Source organism: Rathayibacter sp. VKM Ac-2857 (genome assembly GCF_013205025.1).
Lineage (GTDB): Bacteria > Actinomycetota > Actinomycetes > Actinomycetales > Microbacteriaceae > Rathayibacter.
In genome coordinates this window covers 84,425-109,140 of the sequence record NZ_JABMLE010000005.1, presented here as the reverse complement: position 1 = coordinate 109,140, position 24,716 = coordinate 84,425, and the positions used below count along the sequence as shown (strand labels likewise).

The window sequence follows — 24,716 nt, the reverse complement described above, 5'->3', positions numbered from 1 at the left end:
AGGGCTCACACAATCGCCTCGACCGGCGCCGCATGCCGGACCGGGCGCGTTAGCGTCACGAGGACAGCCCCCCTCGACCGAAGGCGCCCCCGATGAACGACTGGCAGATCAACGGCCTCCCCCTTCACCCGCTCCTCGTGCACGCCGTCGTGGTCCTGCTCCCCCTCGCCGCGCTCACGCTCATCCTCGGCAGCGTCTGGCCCGCCGCCCGCCGCAAGTCCGGGATCCTCACCCCGATCATCGCCCTCGCCGCGCTGATCGCCATCCCGCTCACTACGCAGGCCGGCGAAGCCCTCGAACGCCAGACGGAGCCGTCCGCGATCCTCGAGCAGCACACCGAACTCGGCGACCACCTGCTCCCCTGGGCCGCCGGCCTGTTCCTGGTCACCCTGGTGCAGTGGCTCTGGTTCCGCCGCACGCGACGAGCCGAGGACCGACCCGCCACCCGCCGCCCCCTCGTCGGGATCGTGCTCGCCGTCGCCGCGATCGCCATCTCCGTCGGAGCCACCATCGACGTCGTGCGAATCGGTGACTCCGGGGCGCAAGCCGTGTGGATGGACTCGACCTCGAGCACCGACAAGGTGCCCGCTACCGACGGCGCCGACTGAACGCTGTCCGCCGCCGCCAACCACGGCCACACCTCAAACAAGAACCAGAACCTTCAGCAGCCGCGCGCATCCCAGTCAGCGACCTTCCTCGTGGAGGAGGCAACGATGGGTTCGGAAGATCGCCGGGTGCGCTGAACGCGGAGATGCTCCTCATCGGGCAGGTCAGGGCCGCCCGCGACGCGGTGCGATCGAGCGCGTTCACCGCGATTGCGCTGTTGCGTGTGATCGCCCCCCTTGACCGCCCGACAGGATCCAGCATGACGACCACCACCGACGGCCCCGGCTACCGACCGTTGCCGGCGCTCGGTGGAACAGCCTGCGTGGGCTCCTCGGATCGAGGCTGCCACTGGGAGGATCCGTTGGTGAGCGGGTGGGGACGCGGTACTCTGGTGTTACGACGGGCCGGTTACCGGAACGTTGTCCGCCGAAAACCTCGCCTCGCGCGAGGTTTTCGTGCATCTGGCGGCCTCTACGGGTCCCAACGCCAGACTTCGAAAACGAGCCCGTCGAGGGTCGTCCATAGCCGTTGGACGGCGGATGCGACCTGGCTGTTCGATTCGACGTGGGCATCGAAGCGCCGATAGATGTAGGCGATCGCGTCCGCGGCTTGCAGGCCGGGGAAGCGGGCGGAGTCTTCGAAGACCAGCGGCGGCACAACGGCTGCGAGCATGCTGCTCTGATATCCCGGGGTACCGGAACGTTGATAACGGATCATGTCCGCGGCGTGCGCGACTTGCCCGGGGACGATGTCGGCGACGATGCGGACCTGCTTGCCGTGCTGTCGGGCGCATCTATCGATTGCTTCGAGTGTGTGCTGCAACGCGACCTGGTGAGGTGGGTCCGGGTACTTGTAGCGAGCGTTCAAGCGGGTGACGTCGACTCCTCGGACGATCACGCGAGCGGGAAGCGCGGCGAGTTCGTTCATCCACTGCTGATAGATGCGAATCCGTGCCCGCACTTGCCGGGCGACAGGTTCAAACCCATCACGACCAGTCATCAGGGAGTGGGCGTGCAGTTCGGTGGACGGTTCGACTCCAAAGCCTTTGAGGAAAATGCTCATCCGTGCTCGCGCGGCGTCCAGCGCTGGATTGTCCGCCTCATCAATGAGGAAAGCGGCGACGTAATACCGCTCGTCGGTATAAGACTCATCGAGGTAGGCCGTTAGCACGACGCCATCCTGACAGAGCAGGCGGCGTCTGAACGGCCGAGCGGCTGCACGCTGGCGTCCATCGCACACCGGGTCCGCGCTAGAACGCTACCGCCCGCTTCCTCCTCGCGAATCGGCACAGAGTAAAGGAGCATCCATCTTCGCGGGAGCGCTCGAGCTCCCTCGGCTCCCCCGCGCCGCCCCAAGCCGTGAGGTGTGAACTGATGATCAGCCCGATGAGCGGCTCCCCGCAGTCGTTCTTCGGCCGCCGCTGCGTGAGTGCAGCTCGCACCCCTGAGGCCGGGGAACCCCGGAATGTGAGGCGGCAGCTCCACACGAGCCAGCCCATACCGCTCACCGAGACAACCGAAGCCTCGAGGCGTCCACGATTCCGGCGACGCGGCGGATGATGCGCACCGTCCGCGCGAGTAGCTGACCGGTGCTACCGATGCTCTTCGCTCACGCTCCAGGTGCGGCGATCAACGCCTGCGGCATGCGCAGGATCCCGAACAGCCCGACGACGACCGGGCGCGTGCGACCAAACACCGGTACTTCAGGCCGCGCGAGAGCAGTCCTACGACACCGACGGACTCGACCCTCAGATCAGCCAGAGAGTGTCCTCCGCCTCACCTCCCGGAGGGATTCGTTCGTCAGAAATCGAAGTCGTTGATGTGCGGCACTGCTCTCGGACGGACGACGCGGGGTGAGCTGGCGTGCGTGGGTGACCCTGTGAAGATGTCAGCGCAGTCCAGCTCACGCGTGGGGAGCTGGACCGGCTGCTGAGGTCAGTTCGCGGCGTCGTACGCTTCGACGATTTCGGAGGAGACGCGGCCGCGGCTGGAAACCTCGTACCCGTTCTTGCCCGCCCACTCCCGGATCGCCTTCAGCCGCTGCGGGTCGCTCTTCTTGACCGCCGCCGGAATGGAGCTGCTCCCGGCACGCAGGCGACGTCCCGCGGACACGTACTTCTCCAGCGCCTCGGTCAGCGTGGCAGCGTTCTTCTCCGACAGGTCGATCTCGTAGTTCGCGCCGTCGATGGAGAACCGGACGGTGCCGCCGCGGCCGTCCTCGATCGGGGAACCATCGAGGTCATCAACGAGCGTCATCTTCTGAGCCATACGACTACTACTCCAAATCAGGTACGGAAAGGTTTTCCATCCCTAGTCCTATCAGACCGAGCAAGAGAAAACCTTGCACGCAGTCCACGCTCTGCACTTGACCGACCGGCCACCCGGTCTCAACAAGGTCCCTGTTGCGAAGGTCGAGTCACCCATCAAGGCGTTGTCACCTGCATCGGAAGCTCTCACGTTGGGTTTCCATTCCACGTGCATCGCATTGACGCTCGGCTGTAACGCTGATTCGTGCCGACACGTGCCTGTGCGACGGTGGCGCTCTCGGCGTCAGCACATGGTGTCCGCATAGCTCTGGTCGCTTCAGCACGTCGTCCGGAAGTCCGGACCGATTCGTGAGGAGCTGAAGGCACTCAGAGATCCCGGTTGCTGAGGCCTCGGATGCGGTGGAGTTTCTGGATCGCGGCGGCCGCTCGTGGAGTGGGGCGTGGGATGTCGTGGCGGCCGTGTGTGGCGGCGGCTTCACCGGTGAGGAACAGGGGCACGTCGGTGCTGTAGGTGAGGCAGGCGGGGTCGAGGCGGCCGCGGATCACGCCCAGGCGCACGGCGAGCAGTCCTGCGGCGTCGGCGTGGCCGAGCCAGCCGGCGCAGACGCAGCCGTCGTCGAGGTGGCAGAGGAACACGGCCGTGGGCTGCTCAGGGACTTCGGCGTCGTAGCGGGGCAGTTTCGTGTATTCGGTGTCGTCCCAAATGCCGGAAGGCACACCACGGCGGTAGGGGCAGGATGCGCACGGGGTGGCCCGCGGGGTGAGCAGGTTGTCGGGGTGCTTATCGGTCATGGCTGTCATGCCGAGTCGGTGCTGGTGGGGGTGGTGGTGAGGAGATTGTCGGTGCGCAGGAGGAGCGCGGTGAGGCGTTCGTCGAGGTCGTCGTAGGCGTCGGCGAGGCCCTGCAGGGTGAGGGGTGGCCGGAGACTCGGTGCGACCGGGCGGGGTCGGTGGTGGGCGGGGAGGAGCGTGGGGTCTTGACGGTGTGCGGTGAGGGCGGAGATGGTGCGGGTGCTGATGGTGGTGTTCGTGAGCCAGCCGTGACGGTCGATGGCGGGCAGCAGGTTCGGTGCGACCGTCCAGGTGTCCTCGAGCGGGCCGGTGCAGTCGTGCCGGTCGGTGAAGCCGGCCGGGTCCAGGAGTTCGCGCACGCTCGTGCGGAAGCCGAGGGCGGCGGGTCCGAGGACGCGCAGCCATCGGCTGAGGATGCAGCGCGGACAGGGGATCGCCGAGTCCGTCCTTGGCAAGAGTGTGTCGGCGATCCGCCATTGGGTCGGGTCGACGTCGGTGATGCGGATGGCGCGCAGGCCGGCCCGGGTGAGGTGGAGGTGGTCCAGGAGCAGGAGGACGAGCGCGTCGCGGCGTCCGACGAGGCCGGCCGGGTAACGGGTCAGTGGCAGAGCCAGCAGCGCCGCCTCGACGCTCGCCCATTCGGTGCCGACCCGGAGTGCAGGAGAGGTCGGGGTGGGGGCGTCGGGGAAGGGTGTGCCGGTGATGGTGTGCGCGGCCCGGATCGCTCGGACGCGGGCGACGGAGGTGCTGAACGCGGCGGGCACGTCGCGCAGGAACGCCTGCAGCTGCGGCGTCGCCGCCGGCATCGTCGGAACGTCGGTCGAGGCGCACCAGTCGGTGTACAGCTGCCAGGCGGCGCGGCTGGAGACAGGCAGCTGCTCGAGGATGTTTGCGGGGGTCATAGTCCGAGGGTGGTGACGGCGTTGCCGGTGAGGGGGTCGCGTTCGCGGGCGTAGATCTCGACGGTCGCGGGTGAGCGGTGTCCGGTCTGGCGCATGACCGCGTGGGTGGTCGCGCCGTGGCGCAGCGCCTCGGTGACGAATCCGGCGCGGAGGGAGTGGGCGCTGTAGCGGGCGGGGTCAAGGCCGACGGCGGTGACGCGGCGTTTGACGATGAGGTTCACCGATTGGGCGCTGAGGGGGTTCTCGGTGGGCAGGCCGCTCTTGTGCATCCGCCGCAGCAGCGGCGCCGCCCCCTCCACCGCCGGCATGTCGCTCCGGCAGACGTGCACGGCGGGGTCGTCGGTGAACAGCACTCGCATGACGGCGCTGCGTCCCTGTTCGGTGGCGGCGAGCAGGCGTAGCCAGCGCATCCATGCGCACGCAGCGCAAGTGAGCGGTTCCCGCCCGTAGGGGATGGCTTTCATGAGGCCTTTCCCGGTCTGGTCGGTTTTGGAGCGTCGGATGCGCAGGTGCAGGCCGTCGTCGCGGTGGCGGGTGATGTCGTCGAGCCGGAGGTCGGTGAGTTCGCTGCGGCGGAAGGCTCCGGCCCAGCCGAGCAGGATCAGCAGCCGGTCGCGGATGCCGGCGGTTCCGTCGGGCCAGTGGGTGACGTCGATGCGGTCGAGGACCGCTTGGACGTCGCTGAGTAGCAGCGGGTCCGCTTGCCGGGTGGGGCGCTGGCGGTCGCGGCGGATGCCCTGCAGGGTGCGGGTGACGAGGGAGGCGTGCCCGGGCAGGGGGAGGTTGCGTTCGGCGTGGGCGGCGTTGATGGCGGCCAGAGCGCGCGCGAGGGTCGATGGCGCGTACCGCCACTCCCCCGCGGTGGTGATAAGGCCCGCGCGGTCGGCGAGGTACTCCGCGACCGTCTCCGGCGAGGCCGGCAGATGAGGCCGCCCGGAGGCGGCGCACCAGGCAACGAAGCTGCGCAGGTCCGCCTGATAGGCGCGCCGGGTGTTCGCAGCGATCGACGCCTCGCCCAGCTGCAGGACTGCCGGCGAGAGCGCACCGACGACGGGCGCCGCCGCCACTCCCCCGCGCACGTCCTCGAGCTCGTCCATCAGGTGCTCCGGGGTGCGCCGAGGATTTGGCAGGCGCGGCAGGCGCCGTCCCGGGTGTCCGTGTCGGCGGTGCCGTCCGGGCAGCGTCCGCGGTCGAGGTGCGGGAGGCGGCCGTCGGCGATCTGCTCGAGCTGGCGGATGCGCTCGATCAGTTGCGGGACGGGGGTGCGCAGCAGGGCGGTCGCTCGCAGCAGGACGCGCCAGGAGGGGGTCTGCTCGGCGTCGAACCATTCGGCGGTGCGGACCTCGTGGACTTCGAGGGCGATCGCGTCCAGATCCAGTGGTGCCGCGAGCAGGCCCTCGAAGGGGCCCTCGAGCTGATTCTCGAGCGTCACGGCCGCCTCCTCCCCCTCGAACGCACCCCGAAAGCCTCCTGATGCTGCTTCGACTCTAGTAGCGGTAACCACAATTATCGCTATTTATACTTGGGCAGCATGAAACGACCCCGCCCAGCTTCGAAGAGGGCACCTACAGCGGGAGAGGTCAAAGCAAAGTGAGACGGTGAGTACCACGAAGGGCCGGCTACGCCTCCAACGATTGCCTCTTCTCGTCGATCGAGTTCGAACGGCGAGGTGGCGGAACCGGTCGAACATGTCGATCGCCGCTGCCGCCCAACCGCTAGGTTGCGTGGTATCGCGTCAGTCACGGCTATCGGCGGCCTCGCCGACGGGACTCGAAGACCTGTAGGCCGCGCAGAGCGGTCGGGACTGTAACCGAAGACGCCGTGGCGCAACGGATTGAGGCAATTTTGACCGATGCCAGCGTTGTGTTCGCAATCGTCGCGATCGCGAAGTCCTCCGCACAGCCACGCGGACCGCGGCGCAAGTGCGGAGGGCTCAGCGCGTGAAGCGCAGTACAGCGAGGACCAGGCGTTGCCGTGAGCCGAGGTCGATCTGGCGCTGGCCGCTCATTCGAGTCTTGGCGTCGTCAACGAGCATCTCGGGCACTCCGCTGCACGTGACGTGACGCTCCGTGACGACACAACCGAGCGTCCGGGACGATCACGCTTCTGTCGGCCTCGTGTACAGAGAAGAACTCAAGAACAGCCGCAACGCCGACTCGACGTCGAGACCAGGATTGGCCAGCCACTGTAACTGCAGACCGTCGACGACGACGAGATAGAGGAGCGCTCGCTCGGCATCGCCGTCTGCACGGGCGCCACTGACTCCTCCGGTTGCAAACTCGGCGCGATCAGCGAAAAACCCACGAGCAGGATGGTCCTTCTGCGTGGCGGCGATGCTGATCGCGAGCCACGCGCGCAATCGATCGGGCGTCCGCTGTTGGTGGACTAGAACCGCAGCGATGACGTCTGCAAGGGACCCATCCGAACGCGAGGCCTTGAGCGCCACTTCCTCGGAGTCCGCCTCGAAGAGCTTCAGCGCGAATAAGAGCAACGCACGCTCGTCCGGAAAGAGGCCAGTCAGGGCCTCATACGAGACACCGGCTCGCTGAGCAACTTCCCGTAGCGACGCGCGCTTCACACCCTGCTCGCCGAAGACCTCCAGCGCGGCCCACGCGATACCGACCATTGGAGTGACGGTGGATCCCACGGCGTCGGCAGACTGGTCATCCACGAGCACTCCCCTTTCGCCTCGGTGCGTAGCAGGCGCCGCTTGCCACACACCCGGTTCGGTCAACGAATAGCTCAACGGTACGACACCTGAAGGTTTGCGCCGCTGCGCGGACTATTCCTGCGCGTTAAATTATTTATGTCTAGACGTATTTAACTGTCGAGACGAGCTCGGATCGCTTCGTCCAGGAAGTCGACCACTGTCATGCCGTTCTGCTGAACGTAGTCGTCGAGACGATCACGCAAGCTGATCTCGATCTTGGACGAGAACGGCTCCATCCGCCTCTTAGATCGAGGACGGCCCGGTCCAGGCCGGCGTTCCGGCGCCTGCTCCGCGTCAACGGTGATCGCCGGCGCCGACACGTCCGCAACGGCAGGACGTGCAGAAGACAAGGTCTCAAGCACGGTGGCAGCCGGCGCCTTCGTAACCGAGGACTTGCGTTGAATACTCACTTGGAGACTCCTTCAAGATGGCGAGCATGCGAAACGAAGCGCTCGGTCAGGATCGCGGGTCGACGACCGCTCAGCTTGGTCAACGGCACGCGTGCACTGACCGAGTCCTGCATTGCGGTCCAGGTCGGTAGGTATGGCTCGACGATGAGATCGCCGTACGCCTCTCGGAGCTCGCCGATCTGGAACGAGTGCTCGCTCGTCAGCGGGCTCGACGTCTTATTGACGACGATCCCGGCAGTCTTCAGGCCGGGATTGAGGTGCGGAGTCGCGGTGACCTGACGCACCGTGTCGAGGAACTCCCCCACTCCTCGAACAGCGAATGACGTCGGCTCCGTGACCACGAGGACCTGCGTAGCGGCCAGTAGTCCATTGACCGTCAAGCGCCCAAGTGCGGGCGGGAGATCGATCAGAACATGGTCGTACTGCGCAAGCTCCGGAGCCTCCCACATGACGGTCTTCAAGCGGACCTCAGCACCCATCAGCGATTCGGTCTCCATCCGAAAGAGCGCTTCTGAACTCCTGACGACGTCGATCCCGCTCCAGGAGGACTTCGTGACCGCCTCGCCGATCGAACCCGGCACTCCCCCATAGAGGACGTCAAACACGTCGAGCTCGCCGTCAGCCTCGAGCGCAGTTGACGCGTCGGCTTGCGGATCAAGATCAATGACGAGCACCTTTCGGCGCATCAGCATCAGCCCAGTTGCCAGGCCCAGCACCTCCGCGGTCTTACCAACACCGCCCTTGCGGTTTCCGACCGCCGTAATGATCGCCATCGCGCCCTCAACTCTGTCCATCTGTCTGCCCGTCCATCATACCATCTAGCTGTCATTACGTCATGACGTAATTAAACCTTAATCGGCACGCCGGCACGCAGACAATACGAGCGTATTTACGTCATGACGTAATTATTTGGGTCGACGGGTACTGCCGCATCTCGTGTGCGGGGGTCGACAGCTCTTCAAGCTCACCAATAATTATTTACATCAGGACGTAAATAAAGCGGGGTATGGCCGCGGATGCGCTCACGGAAGCATAGAAGGCCGCTGCAAGCGGACAGCGCGCCAACGTGGCTTGCTGGAGGACACGACCGGCGTCAGGCAAACATAATTACGTCTGGACGTAATTATATTGCCAGCCAGATAGACGTCCGCCTTTACGTCCGGATTTATTTAAACGACAAGCTACGACTAGAGGTCCCTCGTCGACCGAACACGACCCACCGCGTACGCCGTCGTCAGTTCGGCTCAACGGGTCGCAGTGGGGGGAGAGTGCGTCTTGTTCCTTGGCCCAGACAGGTCCTTCAGAGCTGGCACGTCCTGGTGCCATCTCCGAGCGGCCGAGTCGTTTAACAGCGGCGTGATTGGTGATCTGGCGGTGTCGGGTGCCGAAGGTGGCATCGAAGATGTCGGTATAAACGTGGATCCTTTCGGGGAAGAGGCCTGCCAGAACGACACCGGCGCGACAATACCGTGCACCGTCGCAACCACACCCAGAAGGTACCGATCGGGACCTTCACGATCGCCGCCGGTCAATCCGTGGGAACGGGAAGCGGGCGGGTCTGCACGAGGACTAGTGCAGCGCGTCCGCGAACGGCGACGTCGACCGAACACGCGCATCGTCTTCGTCACCGGACCCTGCGCGTAGAGGCGGCGGGCGGCGCGCTGCGCGAATACGGAGAGGAGCTGGTCCAGCGAGCGACCACGCAACCGTCGTTGTTCAAGACGACGACGAGTCAACCGACAAGCTTCGAGTCGGACCACCGCCGCAGCTCCCTTAGAAAGACTGCACTTCGAGAAGGCCACTGCATCGCTCAGAGCGCGCGGGGAGGCCGCCACATGCAAACGGCGAATACACCCCAGAGCTGAAGGTCGCCGAGCTCCCGGACGAAGGTCGGAGGGTACTCGAGTCCTCAGCGCGCAAGATGACGCCGACGACGGAGAGCTCGAGGAACTTGACGAAAGTTTGCCGTCACGGACCGAGACGAAGACGTTGCCATGCTTGGGGGAGAGGGGTCGGTCGACCAAGAGCTAATCGACGTCGCTGCGGCTGGCCCACATAATGCCCTCCAAAGAGACGCGGACGGTAAACGTGGAGGTCTAATCGTGGATCCGGTGGTCGTCAAGATCCAGGGGGCCCTCAAAGTGGCCTCGCGCCGGAGGAGAGAACCCGGCGACGAGGGCGTACTCGGCGACGACGACTACGACGATGGGGAAGTGGTCCACCGCGTCGATAACAGACGAGGGCTATGCGGCGGTGGAGGACCACCAAAGGGAGCCTGGGGCGAGCATGCCTGTGCGCCCCCAGTGGAGGGCTTCTCGGTGGTCGCCGCGGCCGGCGGCGTCTCGGGGGTAGAGCGGCCAGACGCGTTCTCCGGCGGAGGAGTCGTCGAAGAGGGGGCGACTGGTGATATGCGGGCGTCGGGGGCGTTCTCTTGGCGTGGAGGAGCGGTGGGCGAGTTCGGCTTGCCACCAGGCCCAGACTTCACGTTCGATGCTGTAGCGGTGGGCGCGGTCCTCGAGCAGCCCGTTGACGCCAAGAGTTTGTGCTGCAGTGGCGCGTAGGTCGCGGAGGGATCGTCTCCATCCGTCGGAGTGCTTGACGATGAGGCGATGGCCGCGAAGCCGGGACAAGTTCGTGGCGGCGGTTCGGACGGTCACTCCGAGCATCCGGGCAGTGCTGTCAACGGTCACGGAGGCTTCACGGCGCAGCAGCGCGTAGATCTTCCCAGCGAGGTGTCCGAGGCCCGGGCGGGTGAAGAGATCGTGGCGAGCGTCGGTGAGTTCGTTCTCGAGCCGGTCGAGGATGACAGCTCGCTCGGAGAAGAGCTGGCCCGGGGGGCGGGGGTTATTGAGTGGTTGTGTCCGGACTGTGTTGGAACCTGTGGAAAGTGTGCCAGTCAAGCGCCATTCGCTCGCGTTGCTGCCGTCGGCCCGGGCGGTGAGCTGGACGTAGCCGTCCTCGCGGAGCGTCCGTAGTGCGCTGGCGGCGGTAGTGCGGCCGAGGCCGGAGAGCAGTGCGAGATCGCGAACGGACGCGGCGACGGTGCGCTTGCCGGTGTGCAAGGTCAGGTATGCGAGGGCGGTGAGGATTGTCCGCTCGGAGGTGGCGCGCTCGGTACGACCCCATCGGCCCGGGTTCACTCGGAACCGCTCGAGGAGGTCGCCGACGGCCGCGACGATGCCCTCGAGCTCAGTCAGATCGCGGGGCTCCCGCTGGGAAGGCAGCACGGCATGCAGGGACGCGAACTCGAGCGCCTTTTCCCACTGACGACTAAGTCGCGCGGCGGCCTCGTCACGCGCTCGAGGGCGGCGGCCACCTCGACCGGTGTTCTTCGTGCGGTAGTGCTCCATACCGGGCGCGGTCTGGGCGGCGTGCTGGACGTCGGTCAGTGTCCAGCCGGCGTGCGCGGCCGAGAGCAGGCACATGAACGCGGTCCACGACGGGTTTGCGCCACCACCGGCGGTAGCCATATGGGCCGCACCCGCAGCGCTCAGCGCACGGTGAGTGCGGTGCTGCAGGACGACCGCGTCCTGAGTCGGCGCGAAGTAGCGGCGCCCCGAAGGCGTCGCTTCGAGGACGGCCGCAACCGCGAGCAGCGAAGCCGGCAGTACGACCGGCTCCAGCAGATCCTCGACGCGGCCTCGCAGCAGCGTCGACAGGCTGCCGTCGCGGTGAGGAGACAGGGGAGGGCGGGCAGCACCCGTGCGCGGGTTGTGCAGCATGCCGTGATCCAGCGTGCGGAAGTTCGCCTTCGCGGCGGTCGCCAACCGGTCGACATCGGCTGCGGCAGCACCGCCACGGACGGCGACCCACAGGTGGCGACCCCCGGTGCCGGAGGACTCGCACACGACGTGTGGAACCTGATGCTCATCGAAGACAGCCGAGAGTGCGTCGCAGTCATCGACGGCCTGTTCCATCAGGTCGGGGTCGACACCGTGTGAGTCCTTGCCGTCGAAGTCGAAGCAGAGCAGTCGGAAGACGCTGGCGGAGTCCGCGAGGTAGATCGCCCAGGGGGTACTCGGGGCAACGGCGGAGACCAGGAACGCTGTGGGGTACGCGTTCTCGTCCAGGCGCCCGTAGGCGTCGCGACGCATCGTTCGGACGGTGTCGCGCGGGCTCAACCGACGGGTCAGTGACCATGCGTCGGCGCCGAGCGTCAACGAGCCGTGACGGCTCGCTGAGAGATTCATCCTTGAATGTCTCAGCCCGTCGTGTAATCTTTCGGGCATAGAGAAGCCTCCCGTGAGGGTGGTGACTTGATTAGCTCTGAACCCGGGCTTTGGTCGGCAGTGGGTTCTGAGCTACGAAACTTGGTGAGGCCCGCTTCGGCGGGCCTCCTTCGTTTAAGCGGCTGGGATCGGCAGCTCCTCTGCTTGAGGTCGCGGTGCAGCGACGAGGGGGAGCGCACCGTTCGTCTGAACGAGCTCGCGCAGGAAGGTATCGAGGTAGTAGGCCAAGGAGACGCCGCTGGCCGCCGCGGCCGCCTTCACTTCCTCACGGACGTCCGGAGTGACGCGTGCCTGAAGCAGCACGGTGGGAGCATTGTCTGCTCGCTTTGCACGACCCTTGATTGCGCTCATATGAGCAGTCTTCTGAGCGAATGCATGCATTTTGGGGATGTCGCTCGGCGTGTCTACGAACGTCCCGTCGAGCGCAGTAGCGACGAGCGGCGACCTGACGATTGCTCGAGCAGCGTCCGCCGATCGCGTCGCGACACGCCGACGAGTGAAGCTCGTCGTAGTTCGCTGCGAAGGCGTGGGTATGATGCCAGACATGGAGAAGCCTCCCGTGAGGGCTGGTGACTTTAGATGGGACGAACCTCTAGGTCGGCAAACTGTGAGGGTTCGAACTACGTAACTTAGATCGGCCCGCCGCGTCAGCGGCGGGCCGCTTTCTATTAAGCGGCGGAGATGTGCGCCTCCTGGTCGATGTCGAACGTCGGTGCCAGCACGGGCAGGTGCCCGGTGGAGTCGCGGAGCTGCTGAAGCAAGAGTTCGAAGTACAACGAGCGCGAGACGCCCGAGGCCTTCGCGGCGCCGTCGATGTCGTCCTTCAGCACGGGCGGCATCTGAACCTCGACGGGCACGGTGACGGCGCCGTTGCGCGCGCGTCGCTTCTGCTTGATCGGAGCCATGCGTCCAGAGTGGTGACTTAACCCCGGCATTGCGTGCGCCACGCCGCGCGCTGGCGGGATCAATCCCGGGATTAAGGACGATTGCTGCAGTGACGTGGTCGCGACGGATCGACTAAGGCCGTGAAGGCCTCCAACCCGCGGCCGGTACGGTCTTCGTCCAACAGCCATGCCGGAACTGTACCAAATAAGGTTCGGCAGTGTTACCGACTTGGGTACACGCTGTCAGCTCGGCGCGTGCCGCCGTCCGACCCACTCGCAGATCGAGGCGTCGAACTCGTGTGGTGCAACGTTGTACTCCCAGGCATGCGCAGCCGACGGGAGCAGGGCTAGCTCGCTGCGCTCAGCGTTCACGCTCACGAAGGTCCGTGACAGCGAGGCAGGTACCTCCCGATCTCCGTCTGAGTGAATGAGGAGGGTCGGAACGGTGAGTCTCGGTCCTCGGGTCCAGTCCAAGGCATCGAAGTCGATGGGCTTGGGGAGTCCTGCGAGGGTACTGAGGGGGCGAGTGGAGAGAGCGAACGTCCCAAGCGCACCCACGACCGATGGCAGATGAGCTCGGCGCGCTCCAGCCCGAATGACCTGCCGCCAGTCGGTGGCGGGTGCGATGAGAACGAGGGCTGCGATGAGATCGCGGTGTTGAGACCGCTCTGTGAGCTGAAGAGCGATGCCGCCACCGAGGGACCAGCCGAACAGAACGATGCTGTGCGCTCCGTGCTCCACGGCGTAGCTGATCGCAGCATCGACGTCATCCCATTCGGTTTGGCCGAGAGTCGACGCCCCGTTCTTCGTTGGTGGCCCATCTCCGTCACCTCGGAACGAAGGAACGAGCGACGTGTAGCCGAGCTTGCGTGCTGCCGGGACTGAACGCAGCGCGGTGATGCGGGTGGTGCGGATGCCGTGCACGTGGATCGCCCAGGTTGTTTCGCCCTCGCCGCCGGTTGACGGGAAGAGCCACGCCGGACATGGGCCTAATGGCGAGTCGACGTGGATCTCGCGCACGCGCGAGTCGATGTCCTCAGGACGCGCGAAGACGTGCCCGGTCCACCGGCCTTCGTGAGCGGTGGAGAGATCGCCGCCGGTGACTCGAAGCACCTCGCGGCGAACGGTCCGCTCGATCGCGTCGTGATGAAGGATCCGGCCAACGAGTGCATGGCCCCGATCGGAGTCGAACCAGAAGCCGTACTCGCCGTCGTGAAGGGTCTCGGGAGTCGCGTGGAGGGTGAGGCTGTCCGGGGTCGCCGAGAGGACCTGCACGGTCCTCTTGCGCCCGGGCATCACGACTCGCCGCCCTAGGACGACACCGACGCCTGCCAGCAGAGAGAGCGCCCCTATCGCGGTTCCGACCGCTCCTAGGGCAGTTCTCGCGCTGAAACGTCGTGCGCTCATCGGGTCCAGGCTTTCGTGATCGCGGGGGAGGGGAGCTGTTCCAGCACGATGGCCTCGGCCTCTGCCACGTGGCGAGCGTCCGCGGCGGTCAGGCGGCCGCGATGGGCGTTCTCGAAGTCGCGCAGGGCGATCACGAGGTCGTACACGACAGCGATCGCAGATTCGTCTCGAGTGCCGCGTGACCCATTCGTGGGCGGCATCATTGCGAGCCGGGTGGCGAGCCGGCGCAGTCGCCGCGCATGTCGGCCGAGTCGCGCCTCTCGCATGGCCTTCTGCAGAGTGAAGGAGGCGATTCCGGTGACGATGAGGATGACGCCGCAGTAGAACAGGAAGTCGAACGCGTTTCGTAGGAGGATGCGGAAGCCCAGATCGGTGACCTCAAAGTGGTCGAGGGCCAACGCGGCGATCTCGTCGATGCACGCGAGTATGACGAGACTACTGCCGGCGACGAAGAAGCCGTAGGAGCGCGCCTGTCTGCGGCGGAGACCCAGCAAGAGCATCGTCGAGATGGCCAGGATCGCCGTCATGTAGATGCTGGCGTAGAGCCAGGTGCTGCTCTGAGTGATGTGCTCGGTGATGAAGGTCTTCGAGGTGGGTTCCTTGTCGGTAATGAACAGGAACGGCACCGCGAAGGACACGAGCATGGCGACGAGGATGAGCTTCCTGGTCCAGAACCGCGGGGTGCTGCGGGACTGAAGGAGGGCGGCGCGCATGACCAGCCAGAAGGCCGTGGTCGCAAGGAGATTCTGGGCGAGGTTGATGTAGTTCTCACCACCGAGGAACCGATCCAGCCCGGGGTGGACTCGGGTGAGTAGCGCGAGAGAGCCGACTCCACTGGCGAGCCAGGACAGCCGGCTTGAGGGCTGGGAAACAGCGGCGGGGATCCGGGCGACGAAGACGACGGCGAGAATCACCAGAGCGATCAGTGCCAGAGCCTGCATCTACCCGAAGACCTCCTCGTCCTCCCGGAAGCGAGGACGCAGGAGCGAGCGCGAGAGAAGGTGTGCGAGGTGCTCTGCTTCTCCTTCGAGGATGCGCCGGTCGCCGTCGGCGTTCTCGATGCCCTCCGAGCTGCCGGTTTCCAGGAGGCGGCCGCGCACGAGTCCGTCCGTTCCCCGGTACGACGCGAGGGAGGAATCGTCTCCCAGGACGTTGCAGCCGGGGTGGCGAAGGACGATGTGAGCGAGCTCGTGCAGGATGCAGTGCATCTGGTAGAGCCGCGTATCGGTCGAGCGATAGAGGATCTGGGCCTCGTGGGGAAAGTCGACCCAGAGAGCTGTGAGCGTCTCCCAGTCGGTGTCGTCGATGGCGTCGACGTGGATCGGCTTGCCGTGCAGGTCGGCGACGTGCTCGACAAGGGCATCCAGGGTTTGGTCGTCCTGAAATCGGTGCTGCTCGAATGCGAGCGCTGTGCGCGCCTCGACGTCGGCGTGCTCGAACCACAGGGCGTCGTTGCTCTGGGTGGCGCTCATGGGGTGGTGCCCTCCTTCGGAGTCCGCTCGATCGAGAGAATCGCCTTGGTGACGGCGGCGAGCTGCTTGGCGTTCATACCACCCAGCGCTCGAGCGCTGATGGAGGTTGCACCGGTCGCGAGCAGCGCCCGGTGGAAGCCGATCTCGGCTTCGATGAGCTCGCTGGCTTCGTCTTCACGCCTCGCGGCTAGGTACTCGTAGCTGACACCGAAGAACTCGCTGAGACCGACGAGCAGATCAACCGGCAGCCGAGTGAAGCCCTCCTGTCCGAGTAGCTCGTCCCACTCCTCCGGGTCGAAGCTGATGTCACGGCCATGGAGCGACTGAACGAGGGCATCGAGGGTGAAGACCGGAGCATCGGCGCTCGTCGGCCCTTCGGCGAGGAACTTCAGTCTCCGAGCGAACTCCCTGCCGTCGATGCGCTCAGCAGTGAGCTCTCCTCCGCCATCCTCCGTTGTCGGGGAAGAGGCAAGCTGCAGCACCTCGTACGGCTCGACTCCGAAGGCTCCTGCGAGCTTCTCAATGTCGTTGGTGGTGAACGGCGCTTCGCCGCGGAGGCGGATGTAGAAGTAGTTCGCCGAGATGCCCGCAGCGCGGATGAGCTCGGTGTTGGTCAGCCGCGCACGATCGCGGAGCGTCTCAACCGCGCGGACCACGCGTCGCGAGAAGTCCGTCGGTCCCGGCGCTGGTCGTCTAGCCACGCATGGAATGTACCAAAGACGATATGAGCCTATTTCGGTAACCTACTCAGGTTGCATTAGCTACCGAAATCGGTAGTTTTATACACGTGCTCGCATCTTCGTTTCGGTACTCGCCCGTGCTGCTTGCTCTCTGCGCCACGCTCCTCATCGGAGGCTGCACCTCCACCCAGTCGGACGACGCACCGCACGAGAGCGAGTCGCCGACGACGACAACGCCTGTCCCGACCGCTGCGCCCTCAGCAGCCGAACTCGCGCCCAGCCGACCTGGTCCTGGTGACACTGAGCCGACTCCAGAACCAGATGTAGTGAGCGACACCGTTGCGGTAGCCACGAATGCGGTTGCCGCCTTCTGCCGTCCGTCGCTCGACTACGAGTCCTGGATCAATGAGCTGTATCCGGTGCTCTCGCAGCAGGCGGGCATCGCCTACGAGACGGTCGACCCCGCGAACGTGCCGTGCACGAGCGTCACAGGCAAAGCGCGAGTGCGCGACGGTGATGGCGCGTTCACGGTGCGCATCCTCGTCCCTACCGACGCGGGGGAGTACTCCGTGTACGTCCACCGCCCCGCGGAGAGCACTCGCTGGGCCGTGGAGCAGATCACCCTTCTGGCCTCGGAGTAACGGGATGCAGAAGGGGGGACTGGGGGTGCTGGCGGCGGTCATGGTGCCCGTCATCTCGATCGCAATGCTGTTGTGGGTGCTGTTCTTCGGCGGCTCCGCTGCCGCGGCATGCCTGCCAGGCGGGGGACCGGTCAACGTCTCCGCTCTCCCGGCAGATGCGAAGGTCGGCGCCTACGGGCACGACCAGCTCAGGAACGCAGCACTGATCGTGAACGCGGGAGCCGCGAAGGGGATCGGCGTGGACGGGCAGACGCTGGGCGTGCAGACCGCGATCGGGGAGTCCTCCCTGGTGAACATCAGCTACGGAGACGGCACGATCAACCCGGACGGGTCGGTCGCTGACTCGATCGGCCTGTTCCAGCAGCAGTCGAGCTGGGGCACCATCGAGCAGCGCATGGACCCGACGACCTCGGCCGGCTTCTTCTACGACCGCCTCGTGACCGTCGAGGGCTGGCAGGCGATGGAACCCTCCATCGCGATCAACAAGGTCCAGCGCAACGCCGACCCGAACCACTACACGAAGTACCGCGCCGACGCCGTGGCGATCATGACCTACCTCAACGGCCTCGGCAGCAGCACGAGCGCGCCCACGACCATTGCACCGGTAGGCGCTCCGTCGACGCCGGCCAGCACCGCACCTGCGACTCCTGCGCCGATCGGTGTATGCGTCGCCGTCTCCGGCGACGCGCAGGCCCTCGCAGCCGCACTCGTCACGGCGATGGAGGAGGGGCGCCTGCGCCTGCTCGAGGACAGGTACGCGCAACAGATCCGCGACACGGCCGCGGGCACCGCGAAGGAGAACTGCGTCATCGACGTGCGGATCCTCCAGGTGATCACGATCGCTCTGAACACGTTCCGGAAGGTCGGCGTCTCCGACCTCAACCGCCAGTGCACCGGCTCGCTCCTGGGCGCCGGCACCGGCTCCTCTCACTGGATGAACGGCGGCGGAAACGCGGCCGACTTCTTCTCCTTCGACGGCACGCCCACCACGGGCTGCGACGCGAACGCACAGCAACTGCTGACGGTCCTGGACCCCCAGGTGCCTCAGGGCTCTCGCGCCGGCCAGATCCAGTGCCGCTCGACCACGTATCAGCACATCACCCAGTTCGGTGACACCCCGAACCACCTGCACTTCGACGTCGCCTACGCCGACGGCCCCCTCACCACCGGATAACCCGACCCTTTCGACGCCGCGCCCGCGGCGCCGATCACCCCCGCACCACCCACTACGAAACGGAGCACCTCATGTCTGCACTGCTCGCAGCAACAACCGACATCCTCATTACCACGGGCGCGCTCGGCGCCGTCGTGCCCGATCCGGGTCCCGGCGGCATGCCCCCCGGATTCGAGGCCTTCACCACCGTCATGGGCTGGGCCAAGTGGGTCGGCCTCGGCGTCGCCGTCGTCGGCCTGATCATCCTCGGCGTCACCATGACCGTCTCCGCCCGGCGCGGCGAAGGCGGAGAGATCGGCGGCTGGCTCGGCCGCCTGCTCATCGGCGTGATCATCATCTCCGCCGCGTTCACGGTCGTCGGCTTCTTGATGGGCGCGTAGCGTCCGTCTCCAAGCCAGCGGACACTGCTCCACCGACGAAAGGGAATCCCATGAGCAACGTGGAACCTCGTAACCCATTCACCCGCAAGGGCTTCATCTTCGGAGCCGTTCTCGTGGTGGTCCTGGTCCTCGCGGGGATTCTCGTTGCCGTCACTTCCCTGGGCCGTGGCGGAGGGGGCACCGCTCCCTCCGCCACGCCGTCGACCCCGGTAGCGGCCGCGACCGCCGACGCGGACGCGGAGGAAGCGAGCGCCTGCGGACTCGCCGGAGACGAAGAGTCCGGCACGCTCTCGGCGGCGCCCGAGACGGAGTGGACGATCGTCGGGACGATGGCCGCCCCGGAGCGCTCGGACGTCGGACCCGGCGTCATCGGAGATGACGGAGTGCGCAGCTGCTACGCCCACACTGTCGAAGGCGCCCTGTTCGCCACCGCGAACCTGTGGGCAATGGGGACCAACGCGAGCCTCAGCACGCCCATCCTCGAGCAGCTCGTCGTTCCCGGCCCCGGCCGGGACGCCGCCCTGGCGACGACGTACGGCAGCTCGAACAACGGTGTCAGCGCACAGATCGCCGGCTTCAAGGTGCTGTCGTACACGAGCGACCGGGCGACGATCGACACGGCGTTCACCCTCAACAACGGGACGCTGTCCAGCGGTGCGCAGGAGCTCCAGTGGAGCGACGGTGACTGGAAAGTCGTTCTCACCGACGACGGCAAGCCCTCCTACCGACCGGTCGCCCTGCAGAGTCTCGGCGGCTACATCAGCTGGGCCGGTGTCCAGTGACCGTGACCCCGCCTTCCGATGAGCCGTGCGGCATCTTCGACTTCGGCTGCCAGGCCGGCGTCGTCGTCTCCCAGGCGACGAACGATGCGCTGCAGCAGTTCGTCAACAACATCTTCGAGGGCTACGGCAAGGCAATCGCCTCCCTGGGCACCCTCTGGGTGAACGTCCCTTCCCCGGTGACAGTCGTTGACCGTGGCGGCGGAGTGAACGGCGGCGGCACCCCTCCGGTCCCTGAAGCGTTCGAGACGATCCTCGGCTACGTGACGTGGGTTTCCGCGGGCATCGCGATCATGTCCCTGATCTTCGCCGGAGTCATGATGGCCTCCCGTCGCCGGCACGGCGACGGGGAAGCCCACGTCGGCCGCATCGGCGTCATCGTCTTCGCAGTGCTGCTGCTCTCCTCCGCGTCCGCGCTCGTGACCGGGTTCCTGCCCCTGGCGCTGCACCTGAACGAGTCCTCCTCGGTCGTCGGCTGGGTCCAGGGCCAGCTCGAGTGGTACACCGGCGGCTTGGCGGTCCTCTCCGTCCTCGTCGCGGCGGGCCGGATGGCGTGGACGCAGCGCGCGACCCCGTTGAAGGAGCTGATGGGCACCGTCCTGACGCTGATCGCCGTCGCCGGAGCGGGACTCGTCGTCATCCGTCTTGCCACGCAGGCGGGCGACGCCTTCTCGATCTGGATCCTCAACAACTCTACGGACTGCGAAATCACCAACGGTGAGAGCAACTGCTTCGGCACGAACGTCTCCGCGATGATCGGCCTGACCCTCACCCAGCCCATCGGCCTGATCGGGCTCTTCCTCCTCGGCATCCTCGCCGTGCTGATGACCTATGTGCAGATCGCGCTGATGGTCTTCCGCGGAGCGATGCTCGTCGTCCTCGCCGGCATCTTCCCGATCGCCGCGTCCTTCACGAACACCGAGATCGGTCGGCAGTGGTTCAAGAAGGCGCTGGCCTGGATCATCGCGTTCATCCTCTACAAACCCGCCGCGGCGATCGTCTACGCAATCGCGTTCCGGATGACCGGCACCGACCTTTTCAAGTCGGACGGCACCGGGCTCTTCCAGATCATGACCGGCCTCGCTCTGATGCTCATCGCTCTCGTGGCCCTGCCCGCTCTCATGCGCTTCCTCGTCCCGGCCGTCTCCTCAGTCGGCGGCGGAGGCGCGGCGGGCCTGCTCGTCGGCGCCGCGGCCATTTCGGCAGCGGGCGACGTCGCGACCGGTGCGATCCGCGCCAGCAACAACGGCGGAGGCGGGAACAACGGCGGTGGAGGCGGTGGAGGCGGCAGCTCGTCGACCGATGGGCCGACCGGCAGCAGCAGCTCTCCCGGGCGCCCGGCGTCCTCGACGCCGGGCGCCAATCCGCCCGGTTCGGCAGCGGCCTCGGGCGGCGGAGCCGCGACCGGTGGGGCGAGTGCGGGCGCCGGAGCAGCGTCCAGTGGCGCGGGCGCCGGGGCCGCAACGGGCGGAGCGACGGCGGCCGCCGGTCCGATCGGCGCCGGGATCGCGGTCGCGACGAAGGCCGCGGAGGGCGCCAAGCACGCCGCGCAGGCCGTGAAGGCCGGCACCGAAGAGGCCACCGGCAGCAACGAGAACGAGAGCTAACTCATGACCAGCACCGCTACCGCGACCGATCCGGTCAAGGCACGCACCTACGGCAACTGGCGAAAGCCCCAGACCGCCGGCCTCGGCGGGCTCGGGCAGCTCGCCACCCTCGTGATGTTCGTGGGCATCGTCGCCTCGATCATCGCGTCCATGTTCTCCGGCCTCGGGCCGGCTCTCATCGTCGCCGGGATCTTCGGCGGCATCCTCCTGACCGTCTCGGTCAAGGACAAGCACGGGCAGTCGGCCCTGGGAAGGACGGTGGTCCGCGTGAACTGGTGGCGCACCAAGAGCAAAGGGGCGAACATCTACCGCTCCGGCCCGACCGGACGTGCCAAGTGGGGCACCTTCCAGCTGCCTGGCTTGGCCGCGGCGTCCCAGCTCACCGAGCATGAGGACTCCCACGGCCGACGTTTCGCCCTGATCAGCACCCCGACCACTCGGCACTTCACGGTCGTCCTGGCGACGGAGCCGGACGGCGCCGCGCTGGTGGATCAGGAGCAGATCAACAACCAGGTCGCGGAGTACGGCATCTGGCTCGCCAACCTCGGAGACGAGCCCGGCATCGAGGCGGCCTCCGTCACCGTCGAGACAGCCCCCGACACCGGCACCCGCCTGCGCGGTGAGGTCGAGGGATCGATGGACCCGGACGCCCCGCTCTTCGCTCGAGCAATGCTCCAAGAGGTCGTAGAGACATACCCGGTCGGATCCGCGACCATCCGCGCCTACATCGCTCTGACGTTCACGGCGACGGCCCGCATCGGCGGGAAGCGCCGCAACGCGAAGGAAGTCGCCTCCGACCTCTCCGCCCGCATCCCCGGCCTGACGTCCTCCCTCGCAGCGACCGGCGCCGGCGCTGCACGGCCCCTCAACGCGCAAGAGCTGTGCGAGGTCATCCGCACCGCCTACGACCCTGACGCGGCAGTCCTGATCGACCAGGCCCGCGCAGCGGGCGAGACGGCCGACCTGTCCTGGACCGACGTCGGCCCCGCCGCGGCCGAAGCGCACTGGGACTCGTACCGGCACGACGGGGCCGTGTCGACGTCGTGGACGATGACCGCTCCGCCGCGCGGGGTGGTGCAGGCGGGCATCCTCGCTCGTCTGCTCGCACCGCACCGGGACGTCGCCCGCAAACGCGTCACCCTGCTCTACCGCCCGATCGACCCGGCACGAGCTGCCGCACTGGTGGAAGCGGACCTCAACGCTGCGCAGTTCAACAGCTCGGCGTCCACCAAGCCGACCGCTCGCTCGACGCTCTCGACCCGTTCGGCGCAGGCGACGGCGGCGGAGGAAGCCTCCGGCGCCGGGCTTATGAACTTCGGCCTGATCGTCACCGCCACAACGATGGACCGCACCCAGGAGCCCGAAGCGCGGGCCGCGATCGACTCGTTGACGTCCGCGGCTCGGCTGCGGATGCGGCCGGCGTTCGGGTCGCAGGACTCCGCCTTCGCCGCCGCGCTCCCGCTCGGGCTGGTCCTGCCGCGCCATCTGCGCATCCCCAACGAGGTCCGGGAAGCCCTGTGACGGACACCGCCACCACCAGGACGGCACTGGACACACGTCCGGTGCCGTCCCGGCTTAACCCTCAGCCCTCGCCCGTCCTCGCCGTCGTTTCGCCCCTTCTAGGAGGCCCCCAGTGAGCATCGCTACCAAGCTCTTCTCCCGCCACCGCGACATCGAACCCGTCAACGCGATCGCCGCCGAGGGCGACGAGCTGCCTACCGGCGCCGCCGACGTCGACCGGATCGAGGACACCGGCGACGTCGACGTGCTCGACACGGCCGTCCCCACGGGAGCGGTCGGTGCGCCGTCGACGGACGCTGCGGAAGCGGCGACGACGGACAGCCGCGCGGTACCCCGCCGGACCCGGAAGGCGCAAGAGGACGCCGCCCTAGCGCGGGCCGCGGCCTCGCCGCTCGCCCGCGATAAGCCCTCCAAGCGGTCCCGGAAGAAGCCGGCGATCCCGCACCAGGGCGGCAAGCAGAAGATCGAGAAGGAGCCGGCCCCCAAGCGCCCGATGCGGCCGACGCCGACGGGATGGCTGGGCCGCGGCGGCGGGCAGGCCGTCTCGATCCAGCCCGCCGATGAATTCCGCGCGACGACCGTGCAGGTGTGCGGGCTGTACCCGTTCTCGGTCGGCACTGGCACACCGATGATCGGCGTGCCGCTGGGGAAGAACCTCGCCACGGGCGCGTCGGTGCTGTGCGACCCGATCAGCTGGTTCCAGCGGGCGCAGCTCATCTCCAACCCGTCGATGTTCGTCCTCGGCAAGCCGGGCCTGGGCAAGTCCTCCCTCACCCGGCGCATGGCGACAGGGCTCGCCGGATACGGCACCCTCCCGCTGGTCCTCGGGGACTTGAAGCCCGACTACGTGGACCTGATCCGGGCGATGGACGGGCAGGTCATCACCCTGGGCCGCGGTCGCGGCTACCTCAACATCCTCGACCCCGGCGAGGCGACCACCGCCGCAGCGCGTCTGCGCGCCGACGCGGACGCGGCTCTCGAGCGGGCCGTCGAGCTCGACGATCACGGCGAGAACTCGACGGAGGAGCGCAAGCACGCCGTGAAGTCCCAGCGCCTCGCATCTCAAGTGCTCGCTGATGCTCACGGCCGCCGGCACACGATGATCGCCGCGCTGCTGACGATCCTGCGCTCCGAGCCGCCGAGTGACCGGGAGGAGACGATCATCGACCGGGCGCTGAAATACCTGGACGAGACGCACGAGGGCATCCCCGTCCTCGCGGACCTCCTCGCCGTCATCCAGGCCGCACCCGACGAGATCCGTCAAGTCGCCCTCGACCGCGGCGACCTCACCCGCTACAAGGCGATCACCGAGAACCTGGAAGCCTCCCTCATCGGCCTCACCACCGGCGGCCGGCTGGGAGAGATCTTCTCCCGCCAGACCACCACCCCGATGCGGCGAGACCGCCCCGTGGTCTACGACGTGTCCTCGATCGATGACTCCGAAGGTGATCTGCAGGCGAGCATCCTTCTCGCCTGCTGGTCCGCCGGGTTCGGGACCGTCAACGTCGCCTCCGCCCTCGCGGAAGCCGGGCTGGAGCCCCGCCGGCACTACTTCGTGATCCTCGATGAGCTGTGGCGGGCGCTGCGCGCAGGCAAAGGCATGGTCGATCGCGTCGACGCGCTCACCCGCCTCAACCGCGCCCGCGGCGTGGGCCTCGCGATGATCAGCCACACCATGTCCGACCTCCTCGCCCTGGCCTCGCAGGAGGACCAGATGAAGGCCAAGGGCTTCGTGGAACGCTCCGGCATGGTTATCTGCGGCGGCCTCCCGGGCGCTGAGATGCCGCTGCTGACCTCCGCGGTGCCGCTATCGAACGCGGAACAGTCGATGCTCACCAGCTGGCAGGACCCGCCCGCCTGGGACCCCGTCTCGGGACACGAGTCCGAGCCTCCCGGGCGCGGACGGTTCCTGATCAAGGTGGGCGGCCGGCCCGGCATCCCGATCCGGGTGCAGCTCACCGCCGCCGAGCTCGACGTCAACGACACCAACAAGCTCTGGCACACCACCTCCCGAGCCGGACGCGCGAACGAGCCCCAGGCGACCGATCCGGTCGTGGTGGAGATCCTGCCGTGAGCGTCCTCGTCGCCCTCGGCGCGACCGGCGTCGCGGCCGGCGCGGCCGGTGCCGCGATCATCAGCGTGATCGCCGCCCACCGTCAGGGGGCGGCGGAACGCGATCGGTTCCTGCTCACGGGCTGCTGGACCGGGATCGCCCTGATGGCGGGCTTCGTCGCCTGGGACCAGTGAGACCGGGTG

The 24,716-nt window shown here is 67.0% G+C and carries 25 protein-coding genes; 9 read left to right on the top strand and 16 right to left on the bottom strand.

The genetic code is table 11. The features are described from left to right. The first annotated feature begins 92 nt into the window (after nucleotides 1-92). A complete protein-coding gene (locus HQQ86_RS20490) occupies nucleotides 93-608 on the top strand; it encodes a DUF2231 domain-containing protein (RefSeq protein ID WP_173290621.1) in 516 nt (171 codons plus the stop codon). Between the two features lie 469 nt (nucleotides 609-1,077). Here the strand turns inward: HQQ86_RS20490 and HQQ86_RS20485 are convergent, their stop codons facing one another. From HQQ86_RS20485 to HQQ86_RS20410, 16 genes are all read right to left on the bottom strand, one after another. Next, nucleotides 1,078-1,776, bottom strand: coding sequence for a DUF3800 domain-containing protein (locus HQQ86_RS20485; protein WP_367948754.1), 699 nt, complete (start codon nucleotides 1,774-1,776; stop codon nucleotides 1,078-1,080). 764 nt (nucleotides 1,777-2,540) lie between these two features. After that, nucleotides 2,541-2,861, bottom strand: a complete 321-nt coding sequence (locus HQQ86_RS20480; RefSeq protein WP_301952367.1) for an Lsr2 family protein — start codon at nucleotides 2,859-2,861, stop codon at nucleotides 2,541-2,543. A 377-nt stretch (nucleotides 2,862-3,238) separates the two neighbouring features. Further along, on the bottom strand, nucleotides 3,239-3,673 hold the full coding sequence (locus HQQ86_RS20475) for a DUF6283 family protein (protein ID WP_254072302.1): 435 nt from the start codon (nucleotides 3,671-3,673) through the stop codon (nucleotides 3,239-3,241). Further along, entirely contained in the window at nucleotides 3,670-4,566 is an 897-nt protein-coding gene (locus HQQ86_RS20470; RefSeq protein WP_173290617.1) for a hypothetical protein, read from the bottom strand. Before HQQ86_RS20470 ends, HQQ86_RS20475 begins: the two co-directional genes overlap by 4 nt. Next, nucleotides 4,563-5,663, bottom strand: coding sequence for a site-specific integrase (locus HQQ86_RS20465; RefSeq protein ID WP_173290615.1), 1,101 nt, complete (start codon nucleotides 5,661-5,663; stop codon nucleotides 4,563-4,565). Before HQQ86_RS20465 ends, HQQ86_RS20470 begins: the two co-directional genes overlap by 4 nt. After that, the gene (locus tag HQQ86_RS20460) at nucleotides 5,663-5,998 is read right to left on the bottom strand and encodes a hypothetical protein (protein ID WP_173290613.1); all 336 of its coding nucleotides are present in this window, start codon (nucleotides 5,996-5,998) and stop codon (nucleotides 5,663-5,665) included. The genes HQQ86_RS20465 and HQQ86_RS20460 overlap by 1 nt, the downstream gene beginning before the upstream one ends. A 666-nt stretch (nucleotides 5,999-6,664) precedes the next feature. Beyond that, nucleotides 6,665-7,237 carry a TetR family transcriptional regulator gene (locus tag HQQ86_RS20455; protein ID WP_216845742.1) on the bottom strand — a complete coding sequence of 191 codons (573 nt, stop codon included), beginning with the start codon at nucleotides 7,235-7,237 and terminating at the stop codon, nucleotides 6,665-6,667. 149 nt (nucleotides 7,238-7,386) lie between these two features. Beyond that, nucleotides 7,387-7,686: a hypothetical protein gene (locus HQQ86_RS20450; protein ID WP_173290611.1), complete on the bottom strand. Its 300-nt coding sequence runs from the start codon at nucleotides 7,684-7,686 to the stop codon at nucleotides 7,387-7,389. Further along, nucleotides 7,683-8,480 carry a ParA family protein gene (locus HQQ86_RS20445; protein WP_254072301.1) on the bottom strand — a complete coding sequence of 266 codons (798 nt, stop codon included), beginning with the start codon at nucleotides 8,478-8,480 and terminating at the stop codon, nucleotides 7,683-7,685. The genes HQQ86_RS20450 and HQQ86_RS20445 overlap by 4 nt, the downstream gene beginning before the upstream one ends. 1,449 nt (nucleotides 8,481-9,929) lie before the next feature. Then, nucleotides 9,930-11,876, bottom strand: a complete 1,947-nt coding sequence (locus HQQ86_RS20440) for a hypothetical protein (RefSeq protein WP_173290609.1) — start codon at nucleotides 11,874-11,876, stop codon at nucleotides 9,930-9,932. 153 nt (nucleotides 11,877-12,029) lie between these two features. Continuing rightward, nucleotides 12,030-12,266 (bottom strand): hypothetical protein, encoded by a 237-nt coding sequence (locus HQQ86_RS20435; RefSeq protein WP_159987120.1) that lies wholly within the window; start codon nucleotides 12,264-12,266, stop codon nucleotides 12,030-12,032. Between the two features lie 317 nt (nucleotides 12,267-12,583). Next, on the bottom strand, nucleotides 12,584-12,820 hold the full coding sequence (locus tag HQQ86_RS20430; protein WP_104288567.1) for a hypothetical protein: 237 nt from the start codon (nucleotides 12,818-12,820) through the stop codon (nucleotides 12,584-12,586). A 222-nt stretch (nucleotides 12,821-13,042) separates the two neighbouring features. Next, on the bottom strand, nucleotides 13,043-14,206 hold the full coding sequence (locus HQQ86_RS20425) for a S9 family peptidase (RefSeq protein WP_173290607.1): 1,164 nt from the start codon (nucleotides 14,204-14,206) through the stop codon (nucleotides 13,043-13,045). Continuing rightward, nucleotides 14,203-15,147 (bottom strand): hypothetical protein, encoded by a 945-nt coding sequence (locus tag HQQ86_RS20420; protein ID WP_173290605.1) that lies wholly within the window; start codon nucleotides 15,145-15,147, stop codon nucleotides 14,203-14,205. The genes HQQ86_RS20425 and HQQ86_RS20420 overlap by 4 nt, the downstream gene beginning before the upstream one ends. After that, the gene (locus HQQ86_RS20415) at nucleotides 15,148-15,678 is read right to left on the bottom strand and encodes a hypothetical protein (RefSeq protein WP_173290603.1); all 531 of its coding nucleotides are present in this window, start codon (nucleotides 15,676-15,678) and stop codon (nucleotides 15,148-15,150) included. Continuing rightward, nucleotides 15,675-16,379 carry a helix-turn-helix transcriptional regulator gene (locus tag HQQ86_RS20410; RefSeq protein ID WP_173290601.1) on the bottom strand — a complete coding sequence of 235 codons (705 nt, stop codon included), beginning with the start codon at nucleotides 16,377-16,379 and terminating at the stop codon, nucleotides 15,675-15,677. The genes HQQ86_RS20415 and HQQ86_RS20410 overlap by 4 nt, the downstream gene beginning before the upstream one ends. Nucleotides 16,380-16,684: 305 nt before the next feature. On the opposite strand from HQQ86_RS20410, the gene HQQ86_RS20405 reads away from it, so the two are divergent. The 8 genes from HQQ86_RS20405 to HQQ86_RS20370 all read left to right on the top strand — a co-directional run bounded on the left by HQQ86_RS20405 (nucleotide 16,685) and on the right by HQQ86_RS20370 (nucleotide 24,707). Then, nucleotides 16,685-16,999: a hypothetical protein gene (locus tag HQQ86_RS20405; protein WP_173290599.1), complete on the top strand. Its 315-nt coding sequence runs from the start codon at nucleotides 16,685-16,687 to the stop codon at nucleotides 16,997-16,999. Nucleotides 17,000-17,003: 4 nt separating this feature from the next. After that, entirely contained in the window at nucleotides 17,004-18,173 is a 1,170-nt protein-coding gene (locus HQQ86_RS20400) for a hypothetical protein (protein WP_173290597.1), read from the top strand. 71 nt (nucleotides 18,174-18,244) lie between these two features. Beyond that, nucleotides 18,245-18,553, top strand: a complete 309-nt coding sequence (locus HQQ86_RS20395; RefSeq protein WP_173290595.1) for a hypothetical protein — start codon at nucleotides 18,245-18,247, stop codon at nucleotides 18,551-18,553. 50 nt (nucleotides 18,554-18,603) lie between these two features. Then, nucleotides 18,604-19,335, top strand: coding sequence for a hypothetical protein (locus HQQ86_RS20390; protein ID WP_173290593.1), 732 nt, complete (start codon nucleotides 18,604-18,606; stop codon nucleotides 19,333-19,335). A gap of 2 nt (nucleotides 19,336-19,337) precedes the next feature. Beyond that, nucleotides 19,338-20,939, top strand: coding sequence for a hypothetical protein (locus HQQ86_RS20385; protein ID WP_173290591.1), 1,602 nt, complete (start codon nucleotides 19,338-19,340; stop codon nucleotides 20,937-20,939). Between the two features lie 3 nt (nucleotides 20,940-20,942). Continuing rightward, nucleotides 20,943-22,460 (top strand): SCO6880 family protein, encoded by a 1,518-nt coding sequence (locus HQQ86_RS20380; protein WP_173290589.1) that lies wholly within the window; start codon nucleotides 20,943-20,945, stop codon nucleotides 22,458-22,460. A 463-nt stretch (nucleotides 22,461-22,923) separates the two neighbouring features. Continuing rightward, nucleotides 22,924-24,534, top strand: a complete 1,611-nt coding sequence (locus HQQ86_RS20375) for an ATP/GTP-binding protein (protein ID WP_367948758.1) — start codon at nucleotides 22,924-22,926, stop codon at nucleotides 24,532-24,534. Then, nucleotides 24,531-24,707 carry a hypothetical protein gene (locus HQQ86_RS20370; RefSeq protein WP_173290587.1) on the top strand — a complete coding sequence of 59 codons (177 nt, stop codon included), beginning with the start codon at nucleotides 24,531-24,533 and terminating at the stop codon, nucleotides 24,705-24,707. Before HQQ86_RS20375 ends, HQQ86_RS20370 begins: the two co-directional genes overlap by 4 nt. Nucleotides 24,708-24,716: the final 9 nt, after the last annotated feature.

What these genes read in the sequence shown, in the direction of transcription:
- HQQ86_RS20465 (WP_173290615.1), bottom strand. Translation starts at nt 5,663, where the DNA reads ATGGACGAGCTCGAGGACGTGCGCGGGGGAGTGGCGGCGGCGCCCGTC.
- HQQ86_RS20390 (WP_173290593.1), top strand. Translation starts at nt 18,604, where the DNA reads ATGAGCAACGTGGAACCTCGTAACCCATTCACCCGCAAGGGCTTCATC.
- HQQ86_RS20420 (WP_173290605.1), bottom strand. Translation starts at nt 15,147, where the DNA reads ATGCAGGCTCTGGCACTGATCGCTCTGGTGATTCTCGCCGTCGTCTTC.
- HQQ86_RS20435 (WP_159987120.1), bottom strand. Translation starts at nt 12,266, where the DNA reads ATGAGCGCAATCAAGGGTCGTGCAAAGCGAGCAGACAATGCTCCCACC.
- HQQ86_RS20415 (WP_173290603.1), bottom strand. Translation starts at nt 15,678, where the DNA reads ATGAGCGCCACCCAGAGCAACGACGCCCTGTGGTTCGAGCACGCCGAC.
- HQQ86_RS20445 (WP_254072301.1), bottom strand. Translation starts at nt 8,480, where the DNA reads ATGGACAGAGTTGAGGGCGCGATGGCGATCATTACGGCGGTCGGAAAC.
- HQQ86_RS20380 (WP_173290589.1), top strand. Translation starts at nt 20,943, where the DNA reads ATGACCAGCACCGCTACCGCGACCGATCCGGTCAAGGCACGCACCTAC.
- HQQ86_RS20490 (WP_173290621.1), top strand. Translation starts at nt 93, where the DNA reads ATGAACGACTGGCAGATCAACGGCCTCCCCCTTCACCCGCTCCTCGTG.
- HQQ86_RS20400 (WP_173290597.1), top strand. Translation starts at nt 17,004, where the DNA reads ATGCAGAAGGGGGGACTGGGGGTGCTGGCGGCGGTCATGGTGCCCGTC.
- HQQ86_RS20425 (WP_173290607.1), bottom strand. Translation starts at nt 14,206, where the DNA reads ATGAGCGCACGACGTTTCAGCGCGAGAACTGCCCTAGGAGCGGTCGGA.
- HQQ86_RS20470 (WP_173290617.1), bottom strand. Translation starts at nt 4,566, where the DNA reads ATGACCCCCGCAAACATCCTCGAGCAGCTGCCTGTCTCCAGCCGCGCC.
- HQQ86_RS20430 (WP_104288567.1), bottom strand. Translation starts at nt 12,820, where the DNA reads ATGGCTCCGATCAAGCAGAAGCGACGCGCGCGCAACGGCGCCGTCACC.
- HQQ86_RS20475 (WP_254072302.1), bottom strand. Translation starts at nt 3,673, where the DNA reads ATGACAGCCATGACCGATAAGCACCCCGACAACCTGCTCACCCCGCGG.
- HQQ86_RS20395 (WP_173290595.1), top strand. Translation starts at nt 18,245, where the DNA reads ATGTCTGCACTGCTCGCAGCAACAACCGACATCCTCATTACCACGGGC.
- HQQ86_RS20480 (WP_301952367.1), bottom strand. Translation starts at nt 2,861, where the DNA reads ATGACGCTCGTTGATGACCTCGATGGTTCCCCGATCGAGGACGGCCGC.
- HQQ86_RS20440 (WP_173290609.1), bottom strand. Translation starts at nt 11,876, where the DNA reads ATGAATCTCTCAGCGAGCCGTCACGGCTCGTTGACGCTCGGCGCCGAC.